This window comes from Planococcus dechangensis, from assembly GCF_042654465.1.
Taxonomy (GTDB): Bacteria; Bacillota; Bacilli; order Bacillales_A; family Planococcaceae; genus Planococcus; species Planococcus dechangensis.
The window spans coordinates 1,700,744-1,725,740 of record NZ_JBHSGL010000005.1; the positions used below are offsets into that span (position 1 = coordinate 1,700,744).

Consider the following 24,997-nt stretch of genomic DNA (forward strand, 5'->3'; position numbering starts at 1 on the left):
ATTCGCTTACATAACGACTAAATTTCCCACCCCTTGTCAAATTAGCGATACGAATTAGTTTTAAGAATATTCCATTACTTCAAATAAGTAAAATAGAGAGAATTTATAATAAAGAGGCAAAAAAACTTATAACCTAGCCATCTATAGTGATGGATGATTTTTCAGGAAATCCACAAACTTCTCGACCGTCGACAACTTCAAAAATTCCTGGTTGTACATGAGCCACGTGTCCCGCGTGACCGGTTCACCATCTTTATAGAACAGCGGATATTTATGAAGCTCATCCGAGGGGCGCAGGCAAATTTCAGGAAGGATGGCAATTCCCAAATCGTTCTTGACCATTTCCTTGCACGTTTCCTGCCGGTCGGTTTCCATCGTAATGATCGGCGGGTCACTGTATTGATCGTGCCACCATTTATTAATGATGTCTTTCAGCGAACTGTCGGTCTTGTAATTGATAAACGGCAATTCAGGCACTTCTTCCATATTGACTTCGTGTTTCGAGATCAAAAACAATTGTTCGGTATGCAACAGCGATTTTGACCCGGTCCAGTTATAGTCGCCTCGCAAAATTCCTAGATGGACCTCAGATGAATTGAGCAGCCCCATGACGTCTGCACTCCATCCGGTGTTTACGCTGAACTGGACTTTCGGATGGGCGGTGATGAATTCTTTCAATAAGGCCGGCAATTTATACTGCGCGAAATTACTGGATACCCCGAGCCTCAGAATCCCCTGAACTTCCTCGTTCATATTCTGTATATAGTCTTTGGCGTTTTGTAATTTCGTGATCATTTCATCTGCATATTGTGCGAGATAGACACCCTCTGCCGTCAGCTCGACGCCTTTTTTGGTTTTAAAGAAGAGCTTTGTCCCCATATCTTTCTCTAGGTTCTTCAACCGATACGTTAAAGCCGGCTGCGAAATATACAAGCGTTCTGAAGCACGGCTGATGTTTTTCTCTTCATATAAAATTTGCATGGCTTCCCAATCTTTCTCGTCCATTCTATTCACTCCGATCATGTTATAAGTTTTTTTTAGAACAACAGCTTAATAATATCTATTTCACTTATGACTAAAAATACCATAAGCTTTTTTCATAAGCAATCGAACTTATGAAAGGTGGCAGCAGCATGAAAGTACCAATATCAGTAATGCGTGGAGGAACCAGTAAAGGCATTTTTATCAATTTTGAGAATATGCCCGTGGACCGTGCTCTTTGGGACAGTTTTCTGTTGGATATTATGGGGAGCCCGGATCAGCGGCAAATTGACGGGCTTGGCGGCGGCAATTCATTGACAAGCAAAGCGGCCATCATCAAAAAATCGGCGATTCCGGATATTGATGTGGAGTATACGTTTGCGCAAGTGAGCATCGAAAATCAATTGGTCGATTTCCGCGGAAATTGCGGAAATATCTCTTCCGCAGTCGCCCCTTACGCCATCGAACAAGGGCTCGTGCCGGCAGTCGAGCCGATGACCACCGTGAAAATCTTCAATACCAATACCCAGAAAGTGATCATTGCCGAAGTGGAAGTCGAACATGGACAGGTAAAAACGGAAGGTGAATGTGAGATTCCCGGCGTCCCAGGCACCGGCTCTCCCATCTATCTATCTTTCACCGATGCGCAAGGCGCCGTCACGGGCAAGCTCTTCCCGACCGGCAAGCCAGTTGATCATGTGAAGACCGCTTTCGGTACGATTGCCGTTTCGATCATCGATGTAGCGAATCCTTTGGTCTTTGTTAAAGCGCAGGATGTGGGATTGACCGGTTCTGAACTGCCGTCCGATTTCACTCCGCAAATGCTCGAGAAGCTGGAAGAAATCCGCTCAGCTGCCGCAGAGTTATGTGGATTCTGTTCAAAAGATGAAGCGACAATCAAATCCCCCGCCGTGCCAAAGCTGACACTTGTAGCCGCGCCCGCCGCTTACTCGGACGTCAACGGCCTACAGCGGGAAGCCGACACCATGGATTGCCGAATCCGGATGATGTCCATGCAAAAACCGCATCAGGCATTGGCCATAACCGGCGCAATCTGCACAACAGCAGGAGCTTTCTTGCCGGATACCATCCTGAATGACCTAATCCAGATTGATGCCAATATCGTGCGACTCGGCCATCCGTCCGGAATCATCGAAACGAAAGTGGATCTTATAGCCGGGCATATCAGCAATATCAAAGTCGTTAGAACCGCCCGCCTCATCCTAGAAGGCTATGTCCATACTAAAGGCAGCTATCTTCATACGATGTCAGCAGTATAATACTGCAACTGCCCAAAAATTAATTTTTCGAGTTTGTTTATAAATCCAAAGGGCGGACACAGTAAGATTGCGTCCGCCCTTTGGGTTTATTTATTATTTCCTGCATCATGCATGTGATTAAAAGATAAGTAATTATTGATCCAGTTTTAAGGACGGATCCAATTCAAAAATCGATAGCTAGGCTGGCCATCCGGACACTCCTTTGAGTTGTTGGGTATATGGGAACTTGCTGCACCAGCGTGCTAAATTCTTACCCTACTTCAGATAACTTTCCAGCTCTTCTTTTTGACGCAGATGGTGGCGAGAGTGCATTTCCACTAAATCCAGCCATTCTTTTGCATTCAGCCAGCAGGAGTTTTCTCTAAGAATGATTCCTCTTTTGCCTGTGAACAAACGGATACATTATCGAGATACTCATGCGCCACTACGATTAAGTGGTCGTACATTTGACCAATAGACCACACGCCTGCTTCGGGAATACTCCGCAGCTGCTCAGGTGAATAGATACTAAGCTCCTTTTGAAACGCAGAAAGTACTTCTTTACTACTCATATGAGCCCTCCTCAAGGTTTCCATTTTCTTTACCTACTGCATATAAATATATTTAAGAGCTTACCCCGTTCTCCAATACTTTTTCGAGATTCCTGATTTCCGATGCTGCCAATGTTTTCAATTCAACCGCCAATATTGAGAGCCTGGCTTCAATTTGCTGCTTGTCGCCGTAGCGGATACGCGCTTCTACCGTCAATTGTCCAGACAATAAATGAAAATGGCTATAGGCGGTTTCCAGCAGCTGCAGCAATTGCTCGCCTCTGACTTCGGCCGCAACCTGTTTGTCGCGATCGCTATAACCGTCCAAAAATCCATCTGCAATGGCCTTCAGATTGCTTGCACACTTTGCAAACTGATGTTTTTTATAGCGGTCTGTCTCCGATAATGCGATAAAAAACGTTTCATAGAGATTCATGAAGTTCCCGGCCATTCCCCTCGGGTAATAAGTATTCGGGAACGGATCGATCAGGCAAACCTGCGTGCCGTTGATCAATATATTTTCGGGCGACGCGTCTTGATTGCTGAGGAGCGGCTGGGTGAATCCTCGCTCCCTGAGTTCCGTTGCCAATTTCAACGCCTTGCTCACGGTGTCGTCCCGAAATTCAGGACGCGTCTCGCTGAGTTCCCGGTAATCCGACAGATGCTCTTCACTTTCTTCTTTCAAGAAACGGCGGACATCTCCGGTGATGCTGCCTCTCAGCCCACTATCCTTCGTCCAATGCAGATAGCCAAAACCGTCCAAGCCGTGCGGGATCTCTTCCGTTTTCCGATAAATCTCACCGAGTGCCTTTCCGGTCTCAACCGCTTGTGCTCGTGTCAGTTCATGCAGATCGATATGCTTTCCGGCGAACGATTCGAGCGTATAGCTCAATTGTTCAGAAACGTGGAATCGGAAAAACTCAGGTGCCGCGCCCTTCACAGCCTGATTGACCGAACGGTAGTAAAGTTCCGTCCCCGCGTATTCAGCTTGTAGCTCTTCTTCGTTGAACGAAACCCGCTTTCCGTATACTGTTTCTTTTGGGATCCGCAAAACCAAATCACAGCCATCCTTCGAAACCTTCCATGCATCGTGCCATGCGCCTTCTCCTATATACTTTGCATACTCAACACCAGCATCGATTAATGCGGCTTCCAATTTTGTTTGATTCATTTAGTTTCCTGCTTTCTTTTTACGGTACTTCGATGAAGCATCAAAATGGAAAATTTGTCTGTCGATAGTCCAAACCCATCTTCTCGTACCATTGGTTCAAACCTATCCACAAGTTTTCGCATAAGTGATAGACTTGCTCTTTATCTTCTAACTTTCCGTCCACGAAAAGATTCAATAGTTCTTTATATCCTGATGGAAGAGACTGCATCTCTAGCGACTCTTCAAACGTTCTCGCTCTTGTGCTGTAATAACTCTTATTCGCAAGCCCAATCAACTTAGCTGTTTGCCAAAGTAAATCATGTGCGCCGAGCGTCAGATATGCTAGATTGCCATTGTGGTAATTAGTTCTGATCTTCGCTACCGTCTCATAAGGTTCCCAAACCATGAACTCTTTCATAAGCTCTTTAATAGCAGTATCTGAAATCTCCATCGGAAGGTGCTGAACTTGTCCGAATACATCATCTGGATCGTATATAGGAAGAATATTTCTATAAGCACCCGCTTTTATGGCCCAGGAATCGTCTAGTTTTTTTGCCTTGGCGAAAAAAAGGCTTTTTTCTATTGAGCCGATTTCGATTTTAAATTTGCCATAGATGAATTCAAAGCTTTCAATCAGCTGCGCATCTTTTGTAATAACGTGAAGTTCAATATCCGAAAATGGCCCTTCAGACTCTAACGCAATTGAACCATAGGCGCCAATAGCGAGAATTTGGTTTCCATAAGAATGGAGCAATCGCCCCTTAAGGAGCTCTATCATCTCTAGCTTTTGTTTTCTAGTTGTGGCAATTGGATAAGGCAACATACTTTCACCCCTTTAGAGAATATTTCTAATCTAAATAAGAGAACGTTTCTTTTCCTTACTATATCCAATATTTTCTGTATCCGCCATTTGTTTTCCAATTATTTCGAGTATAATGAATACAATCCATCCTGAAGATAAATTCCCCAAGGTTTGTCTTCTTTACGAAAGGAACATCCGACGTGACGATCAGTCCAATTTAAGTTCTCCCTTGCATTAGTAGTCATTTACGAAATAGACTCTTGGGGGATTCATAATGAAACTGAATAGAAATTTCCATTTACTGCTGACGGGCCAGTCACTTGCGAACATCGGTGATGTGCTGTATATTGTCAGCATCATTTACCTGATTTTCGAATTGACCGGTTCCGCCACAGCTGCCGCTTTGGTGCCTTTTGTCATTACTAGTTCGATGTTCGTCTCGAACACCTTAACACCACTTCTCATGCAGCGCTTTGATTTGAAATGGCTGCTTGCAGGATCGCAGATGGGCAAGACCGGCTTGTTGATAGCCTTGGCAATGCTGATGCCGCATATCACAACGGCCAATTTTATCGTGCTATTTTTATTGATCAGTTTGGTGGCGCTTTTGGATGGCTGCGCCAATCCGGTGTCACAGGCCTTGATCCCGAATTACGTGAAAAGCGAGCAGCTATTGAAAGCGAATGGCATCATGGAGACCGTGACGCAGCTGATCCAGACCTCAATGTGGTTTGTCGGCAGTTCCTTATTGATTTGGCTCACCGCTATCGAACTGGTCTGGCTGACGGCGGGACTGTTTCTGTTCTCAAGCCTGTTGTTGAACCGCTTGGCTCGGGTCGACAGCACTCCGCCAGAACCGCAAAACAAATGGCGCCAAATCACCAGAGGCTGGCAAACCGTCTCAAAGACGCCGGTATTAAAGCGCATTGCCTTAATGGAAATGCTCGAGACAATTGCTGGCGCCGTGTGGATTGCCGCGATTTTGTATGTATTTGTCAGCGAAGCGCTCGCAGTCGATGAGAAATGGTGGGGCTTTATCAACGGTTCGTTCTTTATCGGTTTGATCGCAGGCAGCCTTATTTGCCTAAGGTTTACAGAATGGGTTGAACGCAATCTCAGCCGTTTCATACTAACCGGTGCCATTTTCAGCAGCTTGGCGACTGTCCTGTTCGGGTTGAACAGCATGCCGCTCGTAGCACTCGGCTTCTCCGTTCTCGTCGGCGTCTTCAGCCAGCTGAAAAGTATTCCGCAGCAGACCGTCGTGCAGACGAGCGTGCCGAAAGAACAATTGCCAACAGTGTTCACAACGCTCGGGGCGATCGGCATGGGCACGTTCGGCGTTTCCTCGCTATTGATGGGGATATTGGCCGATTTGTTCGGCATCCGCTCGGTCTTTGTCTTGTCCGGTCTTTTGCTCGCTATCGCCAGTTGGATCGCTTACCGCGGCCGCAGTTCCTTTCAACGCACGATTCAGGAATAGATGTATATACGAAAAAGGCCAGCCGGAAAATTTCGGCTGGCCTTTTTATTCTCAATAATTTAATTGAACGCTCCCAAATAAACCGAATTTCTGCCACCGCTCTCAAACTCCTGGATAAAGCAGCGTATGCCTCTCGGATAGATCCGGTACGCCAATAAGTCCTCGATCTCCACCCATTCAAAACCGGTTTGCTGCGTGTCGGGATTCGAAGGTACAGCCAATTGCAAGTCATCCTGCAATTGGCATTCAAAATAATATTCAATCTGGTGAATGCCGCTATCGGTCTCGGCATGTTCGTGGCGCTCGCCTATGTATTCGCGGATGTGGATCAAGCTTTTTACTTCAACGGAACAGCCGATTTCTTCCATGCATTCACGCACAGCTGCTTCCGGCAAAGTCTCGCCGAGCTCCTGGCCGCCGCCGGGAAATAGATAATAACTGCCTTCTGCATCTTCGTTGGTCGTCAGCAACACTTTGCCGTCTTTGACAATAATCGCTTTTGCGGAATTTCTAATGGCCAAGGTGACCACTCCTTAGCCGTTCCTGCATCCCAAGAGACAAGCATACGCGGACTGCCTGTTCTGTAGCGGATTTGATATAACTGCTAATTTCTTCAACCATGTATATCTCCAAATCTTTGCCGGTAGATATTTTTGTTGCATGCTCAGCAATGATCAAATGTATCATGCGTGACCCCATTTCGGCTTCCCCCTTCTATCTTCAGCTATCTAATGCTTCATTTAGCGCTGCTTCGACATGGATCTTTGCCGTATCGAACAGCGGCACCTCTGCATCTTCTTCGTGTATCAACAAGCCGATTTCTGTGCAGCCAAGAATAATGCCCTCGGCTCCGCGATCGATGAGATTTTGGATGGCTTGTTGGTATTTCACTTTTGACGAGTCTTTAATTTCTCCTAAACACAATTCGTCAAAAATGACTTGGTTGATCATGTCGCGTTCTGCGGCTTCCGGAATCAAAACCTTGATACCGCTGTCTGCAATGCGTTCTTTGTAGAACTCCTGCTCCATCGTGTACTTGGTGCCGAGTAAGCCTACCGTATGGAGATGGTTTGCCTCGATCTTTTTTGCGGTCGCGTCTGCGATATGCAAAACAGGCACCGAAACGGCTTCTTCTATAGAAGAAATGACTTTGTGCATCGTGTTCGTGCACAATACAATCAGCTCCGCACCGCCTTTTTCAAGCGAACGGGCGACATCCGCCAATCGCTCGCCCGCTTCCTCCCATTTTCCTTCTGACTGAAAGCGTTCAATCTCCTCGAAGTCGTCACTGTACATGAGACATTTAGCTGAATGCAGGCCACCCAAACGCTGTTTTACTTGTTCATTAAGCAGACGGTAATATTCCGCTGACGATTCCCAGCTCATCCCGCCGATCAACCCGATGGTTTTCATGTCGATCCCCCTTCGTAAAACATCCTTTTAAACTTTCCCTATCGAAACTCTTTTGCCCACCCTCGTTTCAGTTGCTATACTGAAAAACCTTTGCTATAGACCCACTCGATATGCAGGTGTTATCATACTCAAGTACTTGCGGGAGGGTGACAAAACATGGATCAAGAACGGTTCGACAATTTGAAATTAGGCGAAAAAGGGGCAATGCTCAGCATCGCCGTTTATCTTATATTATCTATCATAAAACTAGTTATCGGCTTTAGCGCAGGGTCCGAAGCTTTGCGGGCAGACGGCTTGAACAATGTGACGGACATCGTCGCATCGATTGCGGTATTGATCGGTTTGAAATTATCGCAAAAACCGGCTGACGCTAACCATCCTTATGGGCATTGGCGCGCGGAAACTGTCGCTTCACTGGTTGCTTCATTCATCATTATCGCGGTCGGCCTGCAGGTCGTTTTTACAGCCGTTACGTCTGTCTTCCAAGGCAGCGCCGAGGCTCCGGATATGATTTCTGCCTGGACCGCAGGATTTTCAGCAATCATTATGTATTTTGTATATCGATATAATAACAACTTAGGGAAACGCATCAATAGCCAAGCGCTCAAAGCGGCAGCGAAAGACAATTTGTCCGATGCCTGGGTCAGCATTGCAGCACTCATCGGGATTGTCGGTGCACAGTTTTATTTGCCGTGGCTCGATCCACTCGCCGCGTTACTGGTCGGCCTGCTGATTTGCAAAACCGGTTGGGGCATCTTTTGGGAAGCTACACACGACTTGACCGACGGCTTTGATGAAGAGTTGATTAAGTCTTTTAAAGACACAGCACTCGATGTTGAAGGTGTCACCGAAGTGCGGGACATCCGCGCGCGCAATTACGGCAACCGTGCCGTGGTCGATGTGGTGGTGTTGGTTCGCCCCGATTTGGATATCCAGCTCGCTCATGATATTTCCACCGAAGTCGAAGACCAGCTGATGGAACATTACGATGTGTCCGATGTCCACGTTCACGTGGAGCCGAACCCAAAAATCTGTCCCTAGCTGTACCACTTCGGCTTGATGCTGTCGAAGTGATCATGATCCTCCAAAAGCCGATAGATTTTCTCGAGCATGTCGTCCATGTGTTCCGGCATTAGCTTTAAGGTCCACACGACACTCGAGAACACGCACATCGCCAAGTAAAGGGAATACAGCTCCCAAAATATGTCGTCCGGCTCCGAGTCATGGAAATAACCTTTGATCTGCCCTATTGAAAAAGGAACGCTCTGCCCTCGGCTGAAAAGGCCGACTTTCAAGAATTCATGAAACGGATCTCCCCAATCATGCCTGCCGAAATCCACCACTCCTGCGAATGTGCCATCCTTCACGATGAGGTTCCCGGGGTGGTAATCATCGTGCTGGAATAGGTTGGGCCGCCCGTCCATCAGTTGGATACGCTCTTCAATAAAGTCGATAATTTTCTGGTCATTGCGGATTTTCATGCCGCAGTCGGCGTATGCTACTAAATACTTTCGGTGCTTGGCGGTTTTTCTGACAGCCCACGGGGACATTTCGACAGGCGCCTCGTATTGGTGCATGTTCCGCAGCTCCATTCCTGCCTCGAAGCCGACTTTGAATTGTTCCTCAGGAGAATAATGCGTAAGTGCATGCTCCGCATCTTCCCCCTCTAGATACGACGTGATCATATATCCTTTATCTCCGACTTTTCCTGTCGCCAGTGGCTTAGAGCAGCGTATGCCGAGCCGCTGCATATGTTCCATGACGTCGTATTCCAGCTTTTATTGTTCAAGCTCTTCGACGCTGAATAGCCGTAGCAGCAGATCCGATTGCTCAGCCGGCATCCGGACCCTGTATTTTTCGTCCGAAGAAAAACCTTTATCGATTTTGACGATATTCCGGTAGTTTTTAATGAACGGTATTTCTTTTATGAGCGCATCGATCGCTCTCACCTCCCCGCTTGTCGCAGACAACTGAAAGTCCTCTCCGTTTGTTATTAATAAGTATGAAGCTTTTCACCATTCCCACTCCCCGGTTGAAGAACACCTAACAACAATTTTTTACGTTCAATTTGATACAGATAAGACCGAAAGTAATTCCACCTCTATCAATGATTCAACTCAAAATGACTTTCGATCAACTCGAGTGTTTCGAGACCCGGATTCAGTTCGGCAATTTTCTTTACTAAGGTTGCCACACCGAACACTTCTGTAAACGTGTGGCTGCCTACCAGTAAATTGATCCCCGCATACTGCGCATACTGGATCGAATAAAGCGTCGCTTCACCGGTGATGTAGGTATCGCAGCCTGCGTCGAGTGCCCGTTGGATCAGCATGGAGGAATGGCCCGCACCCGTTAAGACGCCGATCCGTTTGATTTGCTTGTCGTTGTTTTTCCATGCACGCACCGGCTCTTTTAATTTTGCCCGCATTTTTTCCGTCAACTGCCCAAACTCCAGAGGCGCTGAAAATTCAGCGATGCCCGGCAGTTCTCCGCCCGCTTCACTATAGGAAGAATATTGTTTGATCTCATCGACATCTAACTCGTTCATCAACGATGTACACGTGCCGAAATGGACGAAATCCAGCGGCGCATGAATCCAAAAATGGCTGATATGATGTTTTTCCAACTTTTCGACACAAGCTTCGCGCAATCCTTGTAAAAAATCCCAGGCATCATGATGCGTCACCATTAAATCAACACCGTGCTTGATGGCCAGATCCACCGTCTTAAGTGACAAATTCGTTGCGTAGCCAATTTTTTTGATGGCGTCATTCGAAGTGCTCGTAAAGCCGTATTCATCTTTTTCTTTCAATAACTCCTCACCAAAAAGCTTGTGAATCGCTAGTTCAAATTCATCCAAATTCATAATAAATGCCCCACTATTCTGTTTTTTCTTGATTTTACCATATTCTTGCGAAAGCTAAAGCCCCATTTGTCCCCTCTGCCTAGCATTTAACTGCTGAGATCAAGGGGGATTGAAAGATCTTGCAGCTAAACCCTTTGACATATCGAACATATTCGATATAAGATAGCCCCATGGAAAATTTAAAAGTGATAGATATATTCAAAGCCTTATCAAACGAAACCCGCCTGAACATCTTGAAGTGGTTGAGAGAACCCGAGAAGAATTTCCCGGTGCAGCAAGCGCATTTGCCTAAGGAGGTCAGCATTAAAGGCGGCGTCTGTGTCGGCGATATTCAAGAAAAAGTGAATTTATCTCAATCGACCGTGTCGCATTATTTGTCGCTTATGCAAAAAGCTGGCCTGCTCGAAGCCGTGCGCCACGGGCAATGGACGTATTATAGACGCAACGAAGAGACATTGGCAAAGATTTCAAAGTTCATCAATGAAGAAATTTGAGATTGCCCACTGTCTTTTTTTGATTTCTTATATCGATAATTTTAGATATTTCTATATGACCATGTACATATCGATGCATACCCATACAATGGATTAAAAATTTGGAGTGAATTTATTATGGACACAGCTTTACCGAAACAATTGCTCAGCACGAAACAGAAATTCTTGGCGTTCACATTGACGCTTTTGACCTTTGTCATGGGAACGAGCGAATTCGTCATCGTCGGCCTGCTCGCGGAAATATCGACCGACTTGAATATCAGCCTCGCTGTCGCAGGCACACTTGTGTCCGGCTTCGCCATCGCCTATGCCATCGGGACGCCTTTACTTACTGCCTTTGTCAGCCGCTTTCCAAAATATCCGCTGATGTTGACCTTGATCGTATTGTTCATCATCGGTAATATTATTAGCGCTTTATCCGGATCCTATGAACTGCTCATTTTCTCCCGCGTCATTACGGCGGTCGTCAGCGGTGTGTTGGTCGCCTTGTCGATGAGCATTGCCAGCGACATCATGCCTGAAAACAAAAGAGGCGCGATCATCGCATTGATTTTCGCCGGCTTTACGATATCCAATGTCATCGGAGTTCCTTTAGGGACACTGATCGGACAGCTCGGCAACTGGCAGCTGACATTTTGGTTCACGACTTTGCTCGGTGTCATCAGCTTGATGTTGGCCATCTTCATCTTGCCACGCAAATTGAAAGTGGTAAAAGCTTCGGCCAAGGATCAGCTCGGCTTGTTGGCCAATCCGCGGATGATTTTGGCATTCTTCATCCCAACTTTCTCCATTGCCGGCACGTATACAATCTACACATACATCACGCCGATCCTGCAAGACGGCATGGGAATCCCGACAAGTTACGTCAGTGCCATTCTACTCGGTTACGGCGCCTTCTCGATCCTCAGCAATGTGCTGGCCGGAAAGATTGCCAGCAACAATGGCGTCAGCAAGCTGCGCTATGTCTTCATCGTGCAGGCGATCATTTTAACTTCCCTGTTCTTTACGATGGGCACTACATTCGCGGGTCTCATTAGCCTGATGCTGATGGCAGTAATGATCTATGCGATGAACGCCACCATCCAAATGTATTTGATGAATTTGGCGACGGTTTATTTCCCGGCGGCGAAAGATTTCGCTTCATCGCTGACGCCTGTTGCGGTCAACGTCGGCATTGCACTCGGTGCGACACTCGGCGGTTACGTTGTCGCAAACGGCGGATATGTCCATCTGTCTTGGGTCGGCGGATTGTGTGCTTTGACCGCAGCAGGGCTCGCGTCCCTCAGCTACCGCCTTGATTCAAAAGATGCGCTTGCCGAGTCCACTGTCGAGGCTTGATTAAAGCTATAGTTGCTCGCTTTCTGAATCTAAATTAGATGGGGTTGCTAACATTCACTTAAGGACAGTGTTAATGCTTTGGATTAACGGGTATTCTTTATGTATTGGACACTATCGCTGAACCACGTTCATAATAAGGAATTGGATCAGTACTTTAATATCCAAGTCCTGGCTAAACGGGGATTTCAGGATGCTTAGCTTACATCAAATTAATTATGGTCCCCGCCAATAGCCATTGAGGAGGAATCAGCAACTATGCAACAATTAAGAAGACAGCCAAACCACGATGCATTAAAAGCCGTATCCTATAAATTGTTTCAAGTAATCAGTGATGAACTCGGCGTCAATACCGCTTATGTCACACAGCGTAGTCCGACAGCCATGGACGTCATCAGTTCATTCAATAAAGACCATTACATCATCCCGGAAGGTTATTCGGTCGATTACGATGGCACGTATTGCCGTTTGATCCTCCAAAGTGATCACGAGACGATGCATACGCACAATCTCGGCAAATTCAAGTTAACGAAAAACCTTGATGTCACTGAAGAGTTGGATGTCAAAGGGTTTTTGGGCGTGACGCTGCGTGACTTCCACGGCAATATTTTCGGTACATTATGCGTCATGGACCCAGAAGAAAAAAACTTCACTGACAAAGATATCAACTTCTTGAAGAGCATGGCAGAAGTGTTGTCATACATCATTCATTTGGACAGTACGGTCGCGGACATCGAACTCATCAGCGTGCCGATCATTCCGATCAAAAAAGGCTTGGCGATTCTGTCGCTCCAAGGCAATGTCAATGAACAGCGCTCCAGCAAGATCATGGAGGAAACCTTACATTATGCAGCAGACAAAGGCATCCATTCATTTGTCATCGATCTGTCGCAGCTTGCCTTGTTGGAAAACCGCTTTCCGGACCTCTTGAAGAACTTGGTGTCTGGCCTCAACGTCATGGGCGTGCAAGTGATGATGACCGGCTTGCCGCCGAGGCTCGTGCAAATGCAGGACGCCCGCGAACAGCTGTCGCAGCTGAAAACCGACTACGTCACCGATATCGAATCGGCGCTCAACAAACTCGGTTATCAATTGCAAAAATAACCGGAAAAAGGAGCGTATGCCGTGTAGGCATGCGCTCCTTTTTTGTTACGGCTGATGGAAAAGCGCAATTTGCACAAGACCATTATTTCGACCGGAACACTTCACCAATGTGAATTGAAATTTCTTTATTTATCAATGTTTATATTTTCCATTTAAATTTACATTATTTTTACAGTATCTTCATGAAGCCTCAACACCCTTGAAACAGTCATGCTCTATTATAGGAGTCGGCAAGCAAGTTGCTGAAACTACTTTCAAGGGAGTCGATCAATTGATGAACCAAAACATGAAAAAGAAAACGGCCGGGATTACCATCGCTGCCGCTGTCGCCTTTTCTTCATTAAGTTTAGGGCTGCACAATACGAGCACCGAAGCGAAGAATAAGAAAGACGAACCGACCAATGTCATCATGATGGTCATGGACGGAACGAGCGCGGGCGCGACCACACTAGCTCGTTGGTATAAAGGCAATGACCTGGCGATGGATGAGATTTTAGTCGGCGGCATGAAAACCCATTCGGCGGAATCCGCCATCACCGATTCGGCTCCTGCTGCGACAGCACTTGCCACCGGCAATAAATCCAATGACAAAGTCATCGGCCTGCTCCCTGAACTCGTCAACACGCCTGGTGAAGACCCGGTCGATCCGGCCGACGCATATAAACCGGTTGCAAATGTACTCGAAGGCGCCCAAATGCTCGGCAAAGCGACAGGTATCATCTCCACTTCCGAAATCCAACACGCCACACCTGCAGGATTCTCAGCACACGCGACGCACCGCAGCAACTACCAGGACATCGCCGAGCAACAAGTCTATCAAGGCATCGACGTCGTCCTTGGTGGAGGAAAACAATCACTGGCTCCCGGAACGGCTAAAAATGCACGTGTCGATGGGGAAAACTTGCTTGATGTGATTGATGAAAACGGCTACGACTTCGTTGAATCGAAAGATGAGTTAGTGAACTCGACATCCGATAAACTATGGGGAGCATTTGCCCCATCGGCTTTGGCCTATGATTTCGACCGCGAAACGACGAATCCTGAGCAGCCTTCCCTTGCAGATATGACGAAAAAAGGCATCGATACCTTGTCGAAAGACGAAGACGGCTTCTTCCTATTTGTCGAAGGCAGCAAAGTGGACTGGGCAGCGCATGGCAATGACACCATCGGAATCATCAGCGACGTACTCGCTTTTGACGCCGCGGTAAAAGAAGCCATCGACTTCGCGAAAGCTGATGGCAATACGATGGTCATCGCCGTCAGCGACCACGGCAACAGCGGCATTACTATGGGCAATGAAAACACCAACTCCAACTACCCTGAAATTCCTGTATCCACTTATATCGATCCGCTGAAAAAAGCGACGATGACAGTTGAAGGAGCCTTGAAATCCTTGAAGCCGGATCGCTCAAATATGAAAAAAGCTGCTGAGCTATATGGCTTGGACGATTTAACCGATCAAGAACTGGATCAATTGAAGCAATCGAAATCACTGCAGGCAGATATGGCCCACATGCTTGCACAGCGTGCCAATATCGGCTACTCCACTAGCGGCCATACCGGCGAGGACGTCTTCTTGTACGCATACGGCCCGAGCAAACCGTCCGGTCTTGTAGACAATACCGACATCGCTAAAACGATGGCAAAGTTCATGGATTTCGACCTTAAAAAGACAAGCGATGAGTTGTTCGTCAATGCCAAACAAGCTTTTGAACAAAAAGGCTATTCGACACGCATCGATGTAACGGATGCCAACAATCCGGTCTTTATCGCGGAAAAGAACAAAATCAGCATCGAATTACCGATCAATAAAAACATCGCCCACATCACCAAGAACAATAAGATATCCGAAAAGACACTTAAAGGAGTCACCGTCTACAACGGAAAAGATTTCTACGTCTCGAAAGAAGCATTAAATCTTTCAAAATAAAAATGGTATAAAGGCTTTCTTCCAGGAGATTATGCTGGAAGAAAGCCTTTTATCTTTTATTACAGGTGATGAAATGCTATTGACTTCTTCGAATAGAAGCGTATATTTTAGCTTGTACAACAGAATCCACCTTTTAATATCGCTGAGACAGAATGAAATTCTGTACGGGGGAACCAATTTGATCGCAATATGATCTCGGGGTGAATCTTCAATTTGAAGAAGGGGTACTCTCCATCCCTAATCCGGCAGCTAACTCCGTAAGCGTAGAAAAGAGAGAAAAGGTCTATCTCAGACCGTTTCTTTGAAATGGTTTTTTTGTGCTCAATTTTAACGGAAAAGAGTGGAAGAACAGATGGGATGGAAGAAGAAGCAGTTTGCAGTGATCGGATTAGGTAGATTCGGAGGAAGCGTCTGTAAAGAACTGCACCAAATGGGACATGATGTACTCGCAATTGATCTGGACGAGAAAAAAGTCGCGGAATATGCGGAATTCGCCTCACACGCCCTTCAATTGGATTCGACAAGCGAGCGCGCATTGAAAAGTTCAGGCGTTACCAATTTCGAACATGTCATTGTCGCAATCGGCGAAGATATCCAGACTAGCATACTGACAACGCTAATCTTGAAAGACCTGGAAATCCCCAAAATCTATGTCAAAGCGCAAAACCGTTATCACCAAAAAGTGCTGATGAAAATCGGGGTCGAACAAGTACTGCAACCCGAGATTGAGATGGGAAAAAAGATCGCCGAAACTTTAGGCTCACAGAAAATTGTCGACTCGATTAACCTTTCTGCCGACTATAGCATTACGGAATTGCTGGCTACTCCCAAAGTAAATGATAAATCATTAAATGAATTGAACATCCGCCCCAAGTTTGGCGTGACGGTGCTGGCCATCAAACGAGGTGAACAACTGAATATCTCTCCGATGCCAGCAGATACATTGCAAGCCGGGGATATCCTTACTGTACTCGGCACCAAGAAAAGCATTCACCGCTTTGATCGAGTGGGCCTATAAGATGAAAAAATCCTATTTGCTTAAGAAAATCCATATATCTCCACCGCAAGTACTGTCCATCACCTTTCTGATTACTATTTTGTTCGGCGCAGTTTTGCTGTATTTGCCCATTTCGACGGTTGATCCAATTTCTTTTCTTGATGCCTTGTTTACTGCCACTTCCGCTACTACGGTGACGGGACTGGTGGTGCTCAGTACGGGAAATGATTTCACTTTATTCGGCCAAACCGTCATTATGGTGCTCATGCAGATCGGCGGGCTCGGATTGATGACTTTCGCTGTTTTGATCGTCATGCTTCTAGGGAAGAAAATCGGCTTGAGGGGCCGAATCTTGATTCAGCAGTCGTTTAACCAATACTCTCTGGGCGGCATGATCCGCCTTGTCCGCACCATTTTCATCTTCACGTTTGCCATTGAATTTTTGGCGGCCGTGTTCTTAGCCATCCGTTGGGTCCCGGAGCACGGCTGGGGAGTCGGACTTTACACTAGCATCTTTCATTCGGTGTCTGCCTTCAATAATGCAGGATTTTCATTGTGGGATGATTCCTTGATGGGCTATGTCGGCGATCCAACCGTCAATATCATCATCACCTTATTATTCATCACCGGCGGCATCGGATTTACCGTCTTATATGATATGTGGACCACCAAGGACTTTCGCCACTTGTCGCTGCATTCCAAAATCATGCTGGTCGGAACACTCGTCGTCAATATAATCGCCATGTTGTTCCTGTTCGTTTCGGAATACAGCAATATGCAGACGCTCGGCTCGCTGACTCTTGGCGACAAGCTATGGGCTTCGTATTTCCAAGCGGTGACGCCGCGGACTGCGGGATTCAATTCACTGGATATCGGCAGTATGGAAACCGGCTCTATCGTGCTCATTACTTTATTGATGTTCATCGGTGCGGGCAGCGCCTCGACCGGGAGCGGCATCAAGCTGACCACTTTTTTTGTCATCCTATTGGTGGTCGCTGCTCACCTTAACGGAAAAAAAGAAGCCGTCATCTTTAAACGCGCTATTCCTTCCCACTTGCTGGAACGTTCACTGGCGATTGTCTTCATCAGCATGTCTGCCATCTTTATCGGGATCCTCATTTTGAGTTATACCGAAAGTGCGCCATTCGAATGGATCATCTTCGAAGCGTTTTCCGCTTTTGGGACCGTCGGTTTGTCGATGGGCTTGACCGGTGAATTATCCAGCGTCGGCAAGCTGGTCATCATGGCGCTCATGTTTATCGGCCGCATCGGCCCGGTCACCTTGGCGTTTGCACTGGCACGCCAACATCGGGAACCGGTCAGCCACCCGAAAGGCGATGTCTTTACAGGGTGAATCTTATACCAGCCAATTACACAATAAAGCAGCACCGCAGATCTGTTTCTGCGGTGCTGCTTTTTTTCATGCCTCATTTTTGCTGAAACGGCTCAACAACAAAAGCTTTTATCGACCATCGGGATTCTTCATCACCCCTTCAGTTGAAAGCCGTCCCAATAACTCCATCAGATTTTCAAGCGGCGGTGCATGCTCTTGGTTAAACCAATAGCTCAATACGCCAATCATCGCCGACAAGGCATATTCCAGGGTATAGTCCAGTTCGAAATCGTCTTTTGCCCCTTGTTTCAATAACACCTCTTTCATCAAAGGTTTCATGCTGCGTTTGGTTTTGGCTTGAAAAGCCGGGTCTCCGTGATCACCAAGTAAGACGGCGAGGTATTTGCTATGTTGCACATACACATTGATCAGCGCTTCAAATGAAAAGGCAGAATCGGTCGACGACAGCTGTTGCACGGGGAGTTCCTGAAGCTTGGAAATTAAGGTGTCTTCCAGCTGCTCTAAAACATCATACACATCGGTAAAGTATTCATAGAAAGTGGAACGGTTATATCCCGCCTTCACGGTGACTTCCTTAATCGTTATTTTTTCGATTCGTTTATTGCAATAGATGTCCCAGAAAGCATCGGTTAAATTTTGTTTTGTTTGGGCAGCCACCGCTGAATTCTTTTTCATCTCTGCTCCCTCCTGTTCGATTTCAAAATCCGACATTTCGGATAAACTGTCGGTTGATGGGAAGATAAGTCCGCCATACAATTAAATCATACGACACGTTGTCGGAAAAATAAACATGAATGAGCAGGTGATGTTATCATGACGACGATAATTATTGAAAAGCTTACAAAGGATTACGGCAATCAAAAAGGAGTCTTTGATCTTTCGCTGCAAATCGAAGAAGGCGAGGTGTTTGGGTTCTTGGGTCCTAACGGTGCAGGGAAAACTACAACCATACGTCATTTACTAGGATTCACCAAAGCGCAAAGCGGAGGAGCTGCCATCTTGGGATTGGACTGCTGGAGCGAAGCAAAAAAAATTCAGCAAAATCTCGGATATTTGCCTGCAGAAATCGCCTTCCCGGAGAATATGACCGGCACACAACTCATTCAACATACCGCCAAGATGCGCGGTATTCGCGACACAGCAAAAGCCGAGGAATTGGTCGATATGTTCGACTTGGATCCTTCTGCAAAGATAAAGCGAATGTCCAAAGGGATGAAACAGAAAGTAGGGATTGTGTGTGCGTTTATGCACGACCCCAAAGTCCTGATTTTGGATGAACCTACAACCGGACTTGATCCCCTCATGCAATCCGTATTTGTAGATCTGATCCACCAGGAAAAGCAAAAGGGCAAAAGCATTCTCATGTCCTCCCACCTCTTCGAAGAAATTGAAGGGACGTGCGATCGGATTGCCATGATTAAGCAAGGTCGCTTGATTTCGGTGATGGATGCCCAAAGTGTGAAGAAGTTTGATAGAACCACTTTCAAAATCAGCTTCCGAAGCCTGCACGATTTCCATTCGATCCAGCAAGAGGAATTTCATATTCGCGAAGCCTATGAGGATACCCTGCACATCGTCATCGACATAGATGACCATCAATTGAATATGTTGCTGCGCGCTCTTGCAAAACGCGAAGTGGCAGCGCTCCGTGAAATAAAACATTCTTTAGAAGATTCGTTTATGAACTTCTATAAGGGAGGACATGATCATGTTTAACCCGAATTTATTTGCCCATTTGGTGAAAACAAACTACAGATCCTTTTTGATCATTGCGACGGCCCTTTCGGTGTTAATCGGCATTGTCATGAGTGTATTTACCCCTGAGACGATGAATGATATCGCCCAAACTAATATGGATGCACCCGTGAATCCTTTAGGTGATATTTCCACATTGATCGCCTTTGTCGCCAATCAGTATTTCGGCAACTTCGCCCTTATTTTCGCGATGATTTATTGCGTTATGATAGGAAACAAATTGGTGGCCGACCAAGTGGACAAAGGCAGCATGGCCTACCATCTTTCCACTCCAATTACGAGAACCCAGTATACGTTTACGAGCTCTGTCTACTTCATCTCTTCCCTAACGGCAATGTTTGCATTGGTGTTTCTCGTAGGGGTTGGCGTGGCAGAATTGGTTCAGCCAGGTGAACTGCCTATACAAACCTTTTCTATACTCACTTTAGGCTTCTTGTTGTTAAGTTTGGCTATCAGCGGAATTACTTTTTTTGCCTCGTGCTTGTTCAACCGCTCCAGTCATTCGCTGGCCCTTGGCGCTGGACTGACGGTATTTTTCTTTGCGGCGAATATGCTCGCCGGCATGAATGAAAGTTTGGAAATACTCGAAAACGCGACAATCGTCACGCTATTCGACTCTGCCGCAATCATTTCAGGAGATGGTTATGGCGTGCAACTGCTCGTCCTTGCCGGGCTCGCATTGGCTTTGCATATTCTTGGCATCATAGTCTTTAACAGAAAAGATCTTCCCTTATAAAGAGTTTTAATTCTAATGCTAGAAGAATGAGCATTAGGATGTGCCAACTACGGGATAGCTTGCCAAAATATTTTCCAACTCTCTCAGCAAGAGCAACAAATAGCTTTGGTCCGAAGCAAACTCGAAAGTGAGCACCGCTCCGGTTCCGGAGGGGTACTGGGTTTTTGCTTGCCAAGCAATTCGTCCAAGTAAATTTGTCCGGCATTGCACCTCAATAACTCCTTCCATTGAAGTCAATTCAGCTTTTCCTTTTCGTTTGTCATTCATGTTCTTTAACTGTTTACAAAAATCCCTGAATTCATCTGTCCTCAATTACGTGTCAAAATGAGCAGAGTATCCAGGGATTTTTATGGTGATTTCCGTATCCAGCCAATTAGCGTCCCAAAAGTCCACTGAAGCTAAATAACTTCTTTTTACTTTGGTTATTTTGATTTGTTCCTGTTCCCCCAGCAAGTGGATGTTCATTTTCGGCAGCCTGTTTTCTATACAAACTTTTAACTTCTTAAAAACCCGCCTTCTGAATGAATCACTTGACCGGTGATCCAGCCGCCTTCTTCACTGGCAAAAAACGCGATGAGGTTCGCGGCATCTTCCGGCTTACCGATGCGCCCTAAGCCGAACTTCGGCCGCAAATAATCCCGGATGTTGTCATCCATCCAATTGGTGTCAGTCGGTCCTGGATTGACGGCGTTCACTGTGATGCCCAGTTCCGCGATTTCTGCGGACAAAGAGGAAGTGAATGCAGAAATCGCGCCTTTTGTTGCGGCATACGCCAAGTTTCCTGGCATCGGCCCCTGCTCCTGCCCGGAGGTTAAATTGATGATGCGCCCATCGTTTCGGCCAGTCTGCTGAAATCCTTTCGCGAACTCTGTGGACAATAAAAACGTCGCTCTCATATTTACCATATAATGATCGTCCAAGACCTTACCGGTCAGCTCCATATAGTTGGAATCGATTGAATGTGCCGCGTTATTGATAAGGATATTCGGGAAACCGATGGCGCTTGTTGCATGCGCTAGGATAGCCGTTTCGGCGTCGTGCTGCTGCAAATCGACCTCCGCAAACTCACAACACACGCCCAGATCCATGATTTCAGAACGGAAGCGCTCTGGAAAAGCCGGTTCTGCCTGCCAATGGGTGAAGAAAATATCCTTTTCTTGCTGTGCCAGTTTCCGGCATACGGCCGCTCCGATTCCGGTATCGTTGCTGACGCCGGTGATCAATGCAATGCTTTTGGATTTCGCCATGCTGATAGCCTCCTTTTATGCAGCTTATTAAAGCAGCTTTGCCATATAATACTCATCCACATAACCATCGTTGACGAGCAGCGAATCCCGCTTCACGCCTTCAATTTCGAACCCCATGTTCTGATACAAAGCGACTGCTGATGTGTTTTCTGCTATCACCGTTAGCTCCAAGCGGTGCAGTTGGACAGATTTTGCCCAAGAGATCATATGGGAAAACAATGCCTTTCCGACACCTTTTCCGCGGCTATCGCTATAGACACCCGCTACAATATAAGCGCGGTGTGAAATTCGCTGGGGGGTTTCATGTTGAACAATCAGGTATCCTAGAACTTGATGTTCTTCGCACGCGATAAAAACGCCTGACTTTTCATTAGCATTCAACACATCGATGAACTTTACGAACGATTCGGCTGAAATTTGCCGTTCACCTGGATTGAACATCATGTATCCTGAATCCTCAGCGTTTTTAATGACCTGCACGATCTGTTCTGCGTCGCGGCTTTCAGCTTTTCGAATTTTAATCACAGTTACACTCCTATTCTGTTAAAAAAGCGTTCCACGTTTCTTCAGCTCCATTATTTCCGGGGAAATAATGGAGCTGAAGACGCAAGTTGTTAGCTCAATAATCACTAGCTTTTATTTAATCGCAACATGTTCAGCCAAGAATAGCTTTTCTCTTTTTATAAAAACGAAGCTAGCGCGATACTTACAAGGTCGTTATTGAATTATAATAAGATAGCGGCCTGCTCTTTTGCACTGTTTAAGCCGTTTCCTCATAAGATAACCAATTCTCAAACCTTCTATATATGAACCAACATTATAAGGGAGCTGATTTGTTATGGAATTGACCGGAGAACATATTTTCATCCGCTTTCTTGAAGACAAAGATGCCAGCGCATTGCTCGATCTGCAGCTACGCAACAGTGATTTTTTCCAGCAATACGCACCGACTTTCGGGGCTGATTTTTACACATTGGACTCCAAGCAGGACTATATCAATCATTGTGCCAAGCAAAGATTAGAAGACCAACAATACACCTTTGGCATCTTTTCAAAACACGATGAGCAATTAATCGGTGATGTCACCTTAGCCCGCATTGCGCGTGGCGCACTCCAGCGGGCTTTGCTTGGCTATTCACTGGACCAAGAATATAACGGCAGAGGCTATGCGACCGAAGCCGTCTCGTTGGCCGTCGAGTTTGCGTTTCGTCATTTAAAACTTCACCGCGTGGAAGCCGGTGTCATGCTAACCAACATCGGTTCGATGCGTGTTTTGGAAAAATCCGGGTTCCACAAAGAAGGTATCGAACAACAAGGCGTGAAAATCAATGGCCGCTGGGAAGACCACCAAGTGTTTGCGATTCTTTCGAATGAAAACTGACACACGAGCATCGTTTCCTAGCGCGGGTAGATCACTTTGTAATAGACTTCGATTTGCTGGCTTGTTTCGATGGCCCGCACTTTTTCCAGCTTGATCTCCAAGTCTTCTAAATGGTCGAACATCCGTGTTCCTGCTCCGAGAAGCATTGGGGCGATCGCGATTTGCACTTCCTCTACAAGTTTCGCCCGCAATAATTGCTGGCCGACGTCCGCACCCAGCACTACGACGTCTTTCTCGCCTGCTGCGGCTTTGGCTTGTCGGACGACACTTTCGACGCCGTCGGTCACGAAGGTGATGGTCAAGTTTTCATTTTCTTTTGGATGCTTCGCCGGCGGATGATGGGTCAAGACGAATATCGGCACTTGAAACTCGTAATTATCGGCATAAGCATCGACATCCGGAGTCATTTCAAACGTCTTGCGCCCCATGATGACAGAACCGGTATTGGCCATGGTCGCTTCGATTTCCGCGTTCGGCTCGAAACTTTCATAAAGCTTGTCGAGTTTTCCGCCCCGGTCGTTGACGAATCCATCAAGCGACATGATCATTCCAAAACAGACCTTTGCCATGATGTAGTCTCCATTCTTTTTGCTGGTGGATTGCGCCACCCGCTGTTGTCCCATGGTTTAACTATTTCCCTCCTCACCGGGCATTCTCCTGCTGCATATCAGCCCATCCCTATTCCATATAAAAAACCGCTTCTATTAAAGCGGTTTTCTTTCAAGTTTCCTGTCTGGTCCCTACTCCATGCACTGCACGCAATGGGCATCTTTTTTAAATCCCTTTTTCCTCGAAGCGCTTTAAATCATTGCGATGGCCCATGACGACTAATATATCCTTCAATTCGATCCCATCTTCCGGCATCGGCGCAACGTTCACCGTTTCCCCGCGCTTGATGGCCAAAACGGTGCATTTGTATTTCGCACGGATATCCAATTCCAGCAAAGTCTGGCCATGAAGTTTTTTGGAAGCCACGAGTTCAATGATGCTATAGTCTTCGGACAAATCGATATAATCGATAACTTTTTCCGAATCCATGTGGTGGGCGATGCGGATGCCCATTTCTCTTTCGGGCTGGATGACGCGATCCGCTCCCACTTTTTCAAGAATCATTTGATGCTGCAAATCCTTCGCTTTGACCCAGACAATCGGAATGCCGATTTCCTTAAGCATCAATGTGCACAATACGCTGGTCTGCAAATTATCGCCGATCGCCACCACGGCATGCTCAAAATTCCGCACGCCGAGTTCACGCAAACTCATCTCGTCCGTCGCATTCGCCACGGCGGCGTGAGAGGCGAAATTGCGGATGGCATCCACGCGCTCCGGAGATGAATCGATTGCCATGACATCATGCCCAAGCTTAAACAGCTCTTTGCAGATGCTGCTGCCGAATCTCCCCAAACCAATTACTACAAATTGTTTTTTCAAGTTATTCCCTCTTCTCTATTTCCCCATCAAAGCAAAATCCCCCAGCAAGAAAAAAAGCTCTTCAATTTCATCTTGCCGTTTGTTTTTAATACTCTAAAAACTACGCATGTTAAGTTCCCTTGTCAACATTTTCTCATATTTTCTTAGTAGTTTAGGACACATCGTTGTTCATCCTTTTCCGCTCCAAAAATATATAAAAAAAGATAACTTCAATGAAGTCACCCTTTTGTATGCATCAATTTTGAATGTGATTTTTTGATCTGCCGAGGGACCGGCTAAAACGCAATCATTAACTGCAGGTTTTTTCGCCTCGAAGTCCGCATAATGCCTGTTTTTCTATGTGTATATCCTCTTTCAAGCATATGATTAAATAAAATAACAAGCGTCTTTCACCGCTAAACTTTTGTGGTTTTTGCCATAGCTTTTGAAAAATGCCGCTCAGGATACGTTCACAAATTACCGGATCGGCAAATTCTCGAGAGCAGATGTTCCATAACAACGGATGGTATTGATCATATATTAATTCCAGGGCAGTAGGATCTTTAAAATGCAATCTTTCAATCAATTGGCCATCCGTAGTCATTTAGCACCTCTTTCTCCTTAAACTAAATACCCACAAGAAGAAAAAAAGAAACTTTGATTAACAAAAAAATACATAATTTTTTGGTTTACACAAAGAATCCTTTCTGATCTTTTCTAAGAGTATTCCATTAAAAAAGCTGCACAAATCA

The 24,997-nt window shown here is 46.2% G+C and carries 29 protein-coding genes and 1 riboswitch; of the genes, 12 read left to right on the top strand and 17 right to left on the bottom strand.

The window, feature by feature from the left end:
* Positions 1-141: 141 nt before the first annotated feature.
* The gene (locus tag ACFO5U_RS11525) at positions 142-1,005 is read right to left on the bottom strand and encodes a LysR family transcriptional regulator (protein WP_377279211.1); all 864 of its coding nucleotides are present in this window, start codon (positions 1,003-1,005) and stop codon (positions 142-144) included.
* A gap of 128 nt (positions 1,006-1,133) precedes the next feature.
* On the opposite strand from ACFO5U_RS11525, the gene ACFO5U_RS11530 reads away from it, so the two are divergent.
* Positions 1,134-2,261 (top strand): 2-methylaconitate cis-trans isomerase PrpF family protein, encoded by a 1,128-nt coding sequence (locus tag ACFO5U_RS11530; protein ID WP_377279212.1) that lies wholly within the window; start codon positions 1,134-1,136, stop codon positions 2,259-2,261.
* Positions 2,262-2,602: 341 nt separating this feature from the next.
* On the opposite strand, the gene ACFO5U_RS11535 is transcribed toward ACFO5U_RS11530, so the two are convergent.
* From ACFO5U_RS11535 to ACFO5U_RS11545, 3 genes are read right to left on the bottom strand one after another with little or no spacing between them, the layout of a single operon-like run.
* Positions 2,603-2,812: a DinB family protein gene (locus ACFO5U_RS11535; protein ID WP_377279213.1), complete on the bottom strand. Its 210-nt coding sequence runs from the start codon at positions 2,810-2,812 to the stop codon at positions 2,603-2,605.
* A gap of 52 nt (positions 2,813-2,864) precedes the next feature.
* A complete protein-coding gene (locus ACFO5U_RS11540) occupies positions 2,865-3,962 on the bottom strand; it encodes a hypothetical protein (RefSeq protein WP_377279214.1) in 1,098 nt (365 codons plus the stop codon).
* Between the two features lie 40 nt (positions 3,963-4,002).
* Complete coding sequence (locus ACFO5U_RS11545; protein WP_377279215.1) at positions 4,003-4,764, bottom strand: kanamycin nucleotidyltransferase C-terminal domain-containing protein; 762 nt, start codon at positions 4,762-4,764, stop codon at positions 4,003-4,005.
* A gap of 253 nt (positions 4,765-5,017) precedes the next feature.
* Here ACFO5U_RS11545 and ACFO5U_RS11550 point away from each other — a divergent pair, with 253 nt between their 5' ends.
* Positions 5,018-6,223, top strand: a complete 1,206-nt coding sequence (locus ACFO5U_RS11550) for an MFS transporter (RefSeq protein WP_377279216.1) — start codon at positions 5,018-5,020, stop codon at positions 6,221-6,223.
* Positions 6,224-6,282: 59 nt separating this feature from the next.
* Here ACFO5U_RS11550 and ACFO5U_RS11555 read toward each other — a convergent pair whose 3' ends face one another.
* Genes ACFO5U_RS11555 through ACFO5U_RS11565 form a run of 3 tightly spaced genes read right to left on the bottom strand, consistent with a single transcriptional unit; the run spans position 6,283 to position 7,636 of the window.
* A complete protein-coding gene (locus ACFO5U_RS11555; RefSeq protein WP_377279217.1) occupies positions 6,283-6,744 on the bottom strand; it encodes an NUDIX domain-containing protein in 462 nt (153 codons plus the stop codon).
* Positions 6,734-6,922 (bottom strand): hypothetical protein, encoded by a 189-nt coding sequence (locus ACFO5U_RS11560; RefSeq protein WP_377279218.1) that lies wholly within the window; start codon positions 6,920-6,922, stop codon positions 6,734-6,736. Before ACFO5U_RS11560 ends, ACFO5U_RS11555 begins: the two co-directional genes overlap by 11 nt.
* A gap of 21 nt (positions 6,923-6,943) precedes the next feature.
* Positions 6,944-7,636, bottom strand: coding sequence for an aspartate/glutamate racemase family protein (locus tag ACFO5U_RS11565; RefSeq protein ID WP_377279219.1), 693 nt, complete (start codon positions 7,634-7,636; stop codon positions 6,944-6,946).
* Positions 7,637-7,792: 156 nt separating this feature from the next.
* Between ACFO5U_RS11565 and ACFO5U_RS11570 the strand changes: the two genes are divergently transcribed.
* Positions 7,793-8,677: a cation diffusion facilitator family transporter gene (locus tag ACFO5U_RS11570; protein WP_377279220.1), complete on the top strand. Its 885-nt coding sequence runs from the start codon at positions 7,793-7,795 to the stop codon at positions 8,675-8,677.
* Here the strand turns inward: ACFO5U_RS11570 and ACFO5U_RS11575 are convergent.
* The 3 genes from ACFO5U_RS11575 to ACFO5U_RS11585 all read right to left on the bottom strand — a co-directional run bounded on the left by ACFO5U_RS11575 (position 8,674) and on the right by ACFO5U_RS11585 (position 10,502).
* Entirely contained in the window at positions 8,674-9,396 is a 723-nt protein-coding gene (locus ACFO5U_RS11575) for an aminoglycoside phosphotransferase family protein (protein WP_377279221.1), read from the bottom strand. The two genes, ACFO5U_RS11570 and ACFO5U_RS11575, sit on opposite strands and share 4 nt — an antisense overlap.
* A gap of 18 nt (positions 9,397-9,414) precedes the next feature.
* Positions 9,415-9,606 (bottom strand): hypothetical protein, encoded by a 192-nt coding sequence (locus tag ACFO5U_RS11580; RefSeq protein WP_377279222.1) that lies wholly within the window; start codon positions 9,604-9,606, stop codon positions 9,415-9,417.
* A 134-nt stretch (positions 9,607-9,740) separates the two neighbouring features.
* The gene (locus ACFO5U_RS11585) at positions 9,741-10,502 is read right to left on the bottom strand and encodes a Nif3-like dinuclear metal center hexameric protein (protein WP_377279223.1); all 762 of its coding nucleotides are present in this window, start codon (positions 10,500-10,502) and stop codon (positions 9,741-9,743) included.
* A 170-nt stretch (positions 10,503-10,672) separates the two neighbouring features.
* Here ACFO5U_RS11585 and ACFO5U_RS11590 point away from each other — a divergent pair, with 170 nt between their 5' ends.
* The 6 genes from ACFO5U_RS11590 (at position 10,673) to ACFO5U_RS11615 (ending at position 17,716) form a co-directional block, all read left to right on the top strand.
* The gene (locus ACFO5U_RS11590; RefSeq protein WP_377279224.1) at positions 10,673-10,996 is read left to right on the top strand and encodes an ArsR/SmtB family transcription factor; all 324 of its coding nucleotides are present in this window, start codon (positions 10,673-10,675) and stop codon (positions 10,994-10,996) included.
* Between the two features lie 117 nt (positions 10,997-11,113).
* The gene (locus tag ACFO5U_RS11595) at positions 11,114-12,334 is read left to right on the top strand and encodes an MFS transporter (RefSeq protein ID WP_377279225.1); all 1,221 of its coding nucleotides are present in this window, start codon (positions 11,114-11,116) and stop codon (positions 12,332-12,334) included.
* Positions 12,335-12,589: 255 nt separating this feature from the next.
* On the top strand, positions 12,590-13,435 hold the full coding sequence (locus ACFO5U_RS11600; protein ID WP_377279226.1) for a GAF domain-containing protein: 846 nt from the start codon (positions 12,590-12,592) through the stop codon (positions 13,433-13,435).
* Between the two features lie 274 nt (positions 13,436-13,709).
* Complete coding sequence (locus ACFO5U_RS11605; protein WP_377279227.1) at positions 13,710-15,365, top strand: alkaline phosphatase; 1,656 nt, start codon at positions 13,710-13,712, stop codon at positions 15,363-15,365.
* 130 nt (positions 15,366-15,495) lie between these two features.
* A riboswitch (cyclic di-AMP (ydaO/yuaA leader) is annotated at positions 15,496-15,644 on the top strand.
* Between the two features lie 73 nt (positions 15,645-15,717).
* The gene (locus ACFO5U_RS11610) at positions 15,718-16,383 is read left to right on the top strand and encodes a potassium channel family protein (protein WP_377279228.1); all 666 of its coding nucleotides are present in this window, start codon (positions 15,718-15,720) and stop codon (positions 16,381-16,383) included.
* Position 16,384: 1 nt separating this feature from the next.
* Complete coding sequence (locus ACFO5U_RS11615; RefSeq protein WP_377279229.1) at positions 16,385-17,716, top strand: TrkH family potassium uptake protein; 1,332 nt, start codon at positions 16,385-16,387, stop codon at positions 17,714-17,716.
* Between the two features lie 108 nt (positions 17,717-17,824).
* Here ACFO5U_RS11615 and ACFO5U_RS11620 read toward each other — a convergent pair whose 3' ends face one another.
* Entirely contained in the window at positions 17,825-18,391 is a 567-nt protein-coding gene (locus ACFO5U_RS11620; protein WP_377279230.1) for a TetR/AcrR family transcriptional regulator, read from the bottom strand.
* A gap of 138 nt (positions 18,392-18,529) precedes the next feature.
* Between ACFO5U_RS11620 and ACFO5U_RS11625 the strand changes: the two genes are divergently transcribed.
* Together ACFO5U_RS11625 and ACFO5U_RS11630 are read left to right on the top strand one after the other, a co-directional pair.
* Positions 18,530-19,432 (top strand): ABC transporter ATP-binding protein, encoded by a 903-nt coding sequence (locus tag ACFO5U_RS11625; protein ID WP_377279231.1) that lies wholly within the window; start codon positions 18,530-18,532, stop codon positions 19,430-19,432.
* Positions 19,425-20,207, top strand: coding sequence for an ABC transporter permease subunit (locus ACFO5U_RS11630; protein WP_377279232.1), 783 nt, complete (start codon positions 19,425-19,427; stop codon positions 20,205-20,207). The genes ACFO5U_RS11625 and ACFO5U_RS11630 overlap by 8 nt, the downstream gene beginning before the upstream one ends.
* A gap of 33 nt (positions 20,208-20,240) precedes the next feature.
* Here the strand turns inward: ACFO5U_RS11630 and ACFO5U_RS11635 are convergent, their stop codons facing one another.
* From ACFO5U_RS11635 to ACFO5U_RS11645, 3 genes are all read right to left on the bottom strand, one after another.
* Entirely contained in the window at positions 20,241-20,519 is a 279-nt protein-coding gene (locus tag ACFO5U_RS11635) for a WapI family immunity protein (RefSeq protein ID WP_465264076.1), read from the bottom strand.
* A 182-nt stretch (positions 20,520-20,701) separates the two neighbouring features.
* Positions 20,702-21,454 carry an SDR family oxidoreductase gene (locus ACFO5U_RS11640; RefSeq protein WP_377279234.1) on the bottom strand — a complete coding sequence of 251 codons (753 nt, stop codon included), beginning with the start codon at positions 21,452-21,454 and terminating at the stop codon, positions 20,702-20,704.
* 27 nt (positions 21,455-21,481) lie between these two features.
* Complete coding sequence (locus ACFO5U_RS11645; protein WP_377279235.1) at positions 21,482-21,979, bottom strand: GNAT family N-acetyltransferase; 498 nt, start codon at positions 21,977-21,979, stop codon at positions 21,482-21,484.
* Between the two features lie 313 nt (positions 21,980-22,292).
* Here ACFO5U_RS11645 and ACFO5U_RS11650 point away from each other — a divergent pair, with 313 nt between their 5' ends.
* Positions 22,293-22,835, top strand: coding sequence for a GNAT family N-acetyltransferase (locus ACFO5U_RS11650; RefSeq protein WP_377279236.1), 543 nt, complete (start codon positions 22,293-22,295; stop codon positions 22,833-22,835).
* 17 nt (positions 22,836-22,852) lie between these two features.
* Here ACFO5U_RS11650 and ACFO5U_RS11655 read toward each other — a convergent pair whose 3' ends face one another.
* From ACFO5U_RS11655 to ACFO5U_RS11665, 3 genes are all read right to left on the bottom strand, one after another.
* The gene (locus tag ACFO5U_RS11655; RefSeq protein WP_377279237.1) at positions 22,853-23,458 is read right to left on the bottom strand and encodes a dihydrofolate reductase family protein; all 606 of its coding nucleotides are present in this window, start codon (positions 23,456-23,458) and stop codon (positions 22,853-22,855) included.
* Between the two features lie 151 nt (positions 23,459-23,609).
* Positions 23,610-24,266, bottom strand: coding sequence for a potassium channel family protein (locus ACFO5U_RS11660; RefSeq protein WP_377279238.1), 657 nt, complete (start codon positions 24,264-24,266; stop codon positions 23,610-23,612).
* A gap of 289 nt (positions 24,267-24,555) precedes the next feature.
* Positions 24,556-24,849: an RNA polymerase sigma factor gene (locus ACFO5U_RS11665; RefSeq protein ID WP_377279239.1), complete on the bottom strand. Its 294-nt coding sequence runs from the start codon at positions 24,847-24,849 to the stop codon at positions 24,556-24,558.
* Between the last annotated feature and the right edge of the window lie 148 nt (positions 24,850-24,997).

Coding starts and splice junctions, on each gene's coding strand:
- ACFO5U_RS11565 (WP_377279219.1), bottom strand. CDS start 7,636: ATGAAAACCATCGGGTTGATCGGCGGGATGAGCTGGGAATCGTCAGCG.
- ACFO5U_RS11590 (WP_377279224.1), top strand. CDS start 10,673: ATGGAAAATTTAAAAGTGATAGATATATTCAAAGCCTTATCAAACGAA.
- ACFO5U_RS11535 (WP_377279213.1), bottom strand. CDS start 2,812: ATGAGTAGTAAAGAAGTACTTTCTGCGTTTCAAAAGGAGCTTAGTATC.
- ACFO5U_RS11665 (WP_377279239.1), bottom strand. CDS start 24,849: ATGACTACGGATGGCCAATTGATTGAAAGATTGCATTTTAAAGATCCT.
- ACFO5U_RS11585 (WP_377279223.1), bottom strand. CDS start 10,502: ATGAATTTGGATGAATTTGAACTAGCGATTCACAAGCTTTTTGGTGAG.
- ACFO5U_RS11610 (WP_377279228.1), top strand. CDS start 15,718: ATGGGATGGAAGAAGAAGCAGTTTGCAGTGATCGGATTAGGTAGATTC.
- ACFO5U_RS11630 (WP_377279232.1), top strand. CDS start 19,425: ATGTTTAACCCGAATTTATTTGCCCATTTGGTGAAAACAAACTACAGA.
- ACFO5U_RS11615 (WP_377279229.1), top strand. CDS start 16,385: ATGAAAAAATCCTATTTGCTTAAGAAAATCCATATATCTCCACCGCAA.
- ACFO5U_RS11525 (WP_377279211.1), bottom strand. CDS start 1,005: ATGGACGAGAAAGATTGGGAAGCCATGCAAATTTTATATGAAGAGAAA.
- ACFO5U_RS11600 (WP_377279226.1), top strand. CDS start 12,590: ATGCAACAATTAAGAAGACAGCCAAACCACGATGCATTAAAAGCCGTA.
- ACFO5U_RS11550 (WP_377279216.1), top strand. CDS start 5,018: ATGAAACTGAATAGAAATTTCCATTTACTGCTGACGGGCCAGTCACTT.
- ACFO5U_RS11540 (WP_377279214.1), bottom strand. CDS start 3,962: ATGAATCAAACAAAATTGGAAGCCGCATTAATCGATGCTGGTGTTGAG.
- ACFO5U_RS11575 (WP_377279221.1), bottom strand. CDS start 9,396: ATGGAACATATGCAGCGGCTCGGCATACGCTGCTCTAAGCCACTGGCG.
- ACFO5U_RS11595 (WP_377279225.1), top strand. CDS start 11,114: ATGGACACAGCTTTACCGAAACAATTGCTCAGCACGAAACAGAAATTC.
- ACFO5U_RS11570 (WP_377279220.1), top strand. CDS start 7,793: ATGGATCAAGAACGGTTCGACAATTTGAAATTAGGCGAAAAAGGGGCA.
- ACFO5U_RS11560 (WP_377279218.1), bottom strand. CDS start 6,922: ATGGGGTCACGCATGATACATTTGATCATTGCTGAGCATGCAACAAAA.
- ACFO5U_RS11545 (WP_377279215.1), bottom strand. CDS start 4,764: ATGTTGCCTTATCCAATTGCCACAACTAGAAAACAAAAGCTAGAGATG.
- ACFO5U_RS11620 (WP_377279230.1), bottom strand. CDS start 18,391: ATGAAAAAGAATTCAGCGGTGGCTGCCCAAACAAAACAAAATTTAACC.
- ACFO5U_RS11640 (WP_377279234.1), bottom strand. CDS start 21,454: ATGGCGAAATCCAAAAGCATTGCATTGATCACCGGCGTCAGCAACGAT.
- ACFO5U_RS11650 (WP_377279236.1), top strand. CDS start 22,293: ATGGAATTGACCGGAGAACATATTTTCATCCGCTTTCTTGAAGACAAA.
- ACFO5U_RS11605 (WP_377279227.1), top strand. CDS start 13,710: ATGAACCAAAACATGAAAAAGAAAACGGCCGGGATTACCATCGCTGCC.
- ACFO5U_RS11530 (WP_377279212.1), top strand. CDS start 1,134: ATGAAAGTACCAATATCAGTAATGCGTGGAGGAACCAGTAAAGGCATT.
- ACFO5U_RS11625 (WP_377279231.1), top strand. CDS start 18,530: ATGACGACGATAATTATTGAAAAGCTTACAAAGGATTACGGCAATCAA.
- ACFO5U_RS11655 (WP_377279237.1), bottom strand. CDS start 23,458: ATGGGACAACAGCGGGTGGCGCAATCCACCAGCAAAAAGAATGGAGAC.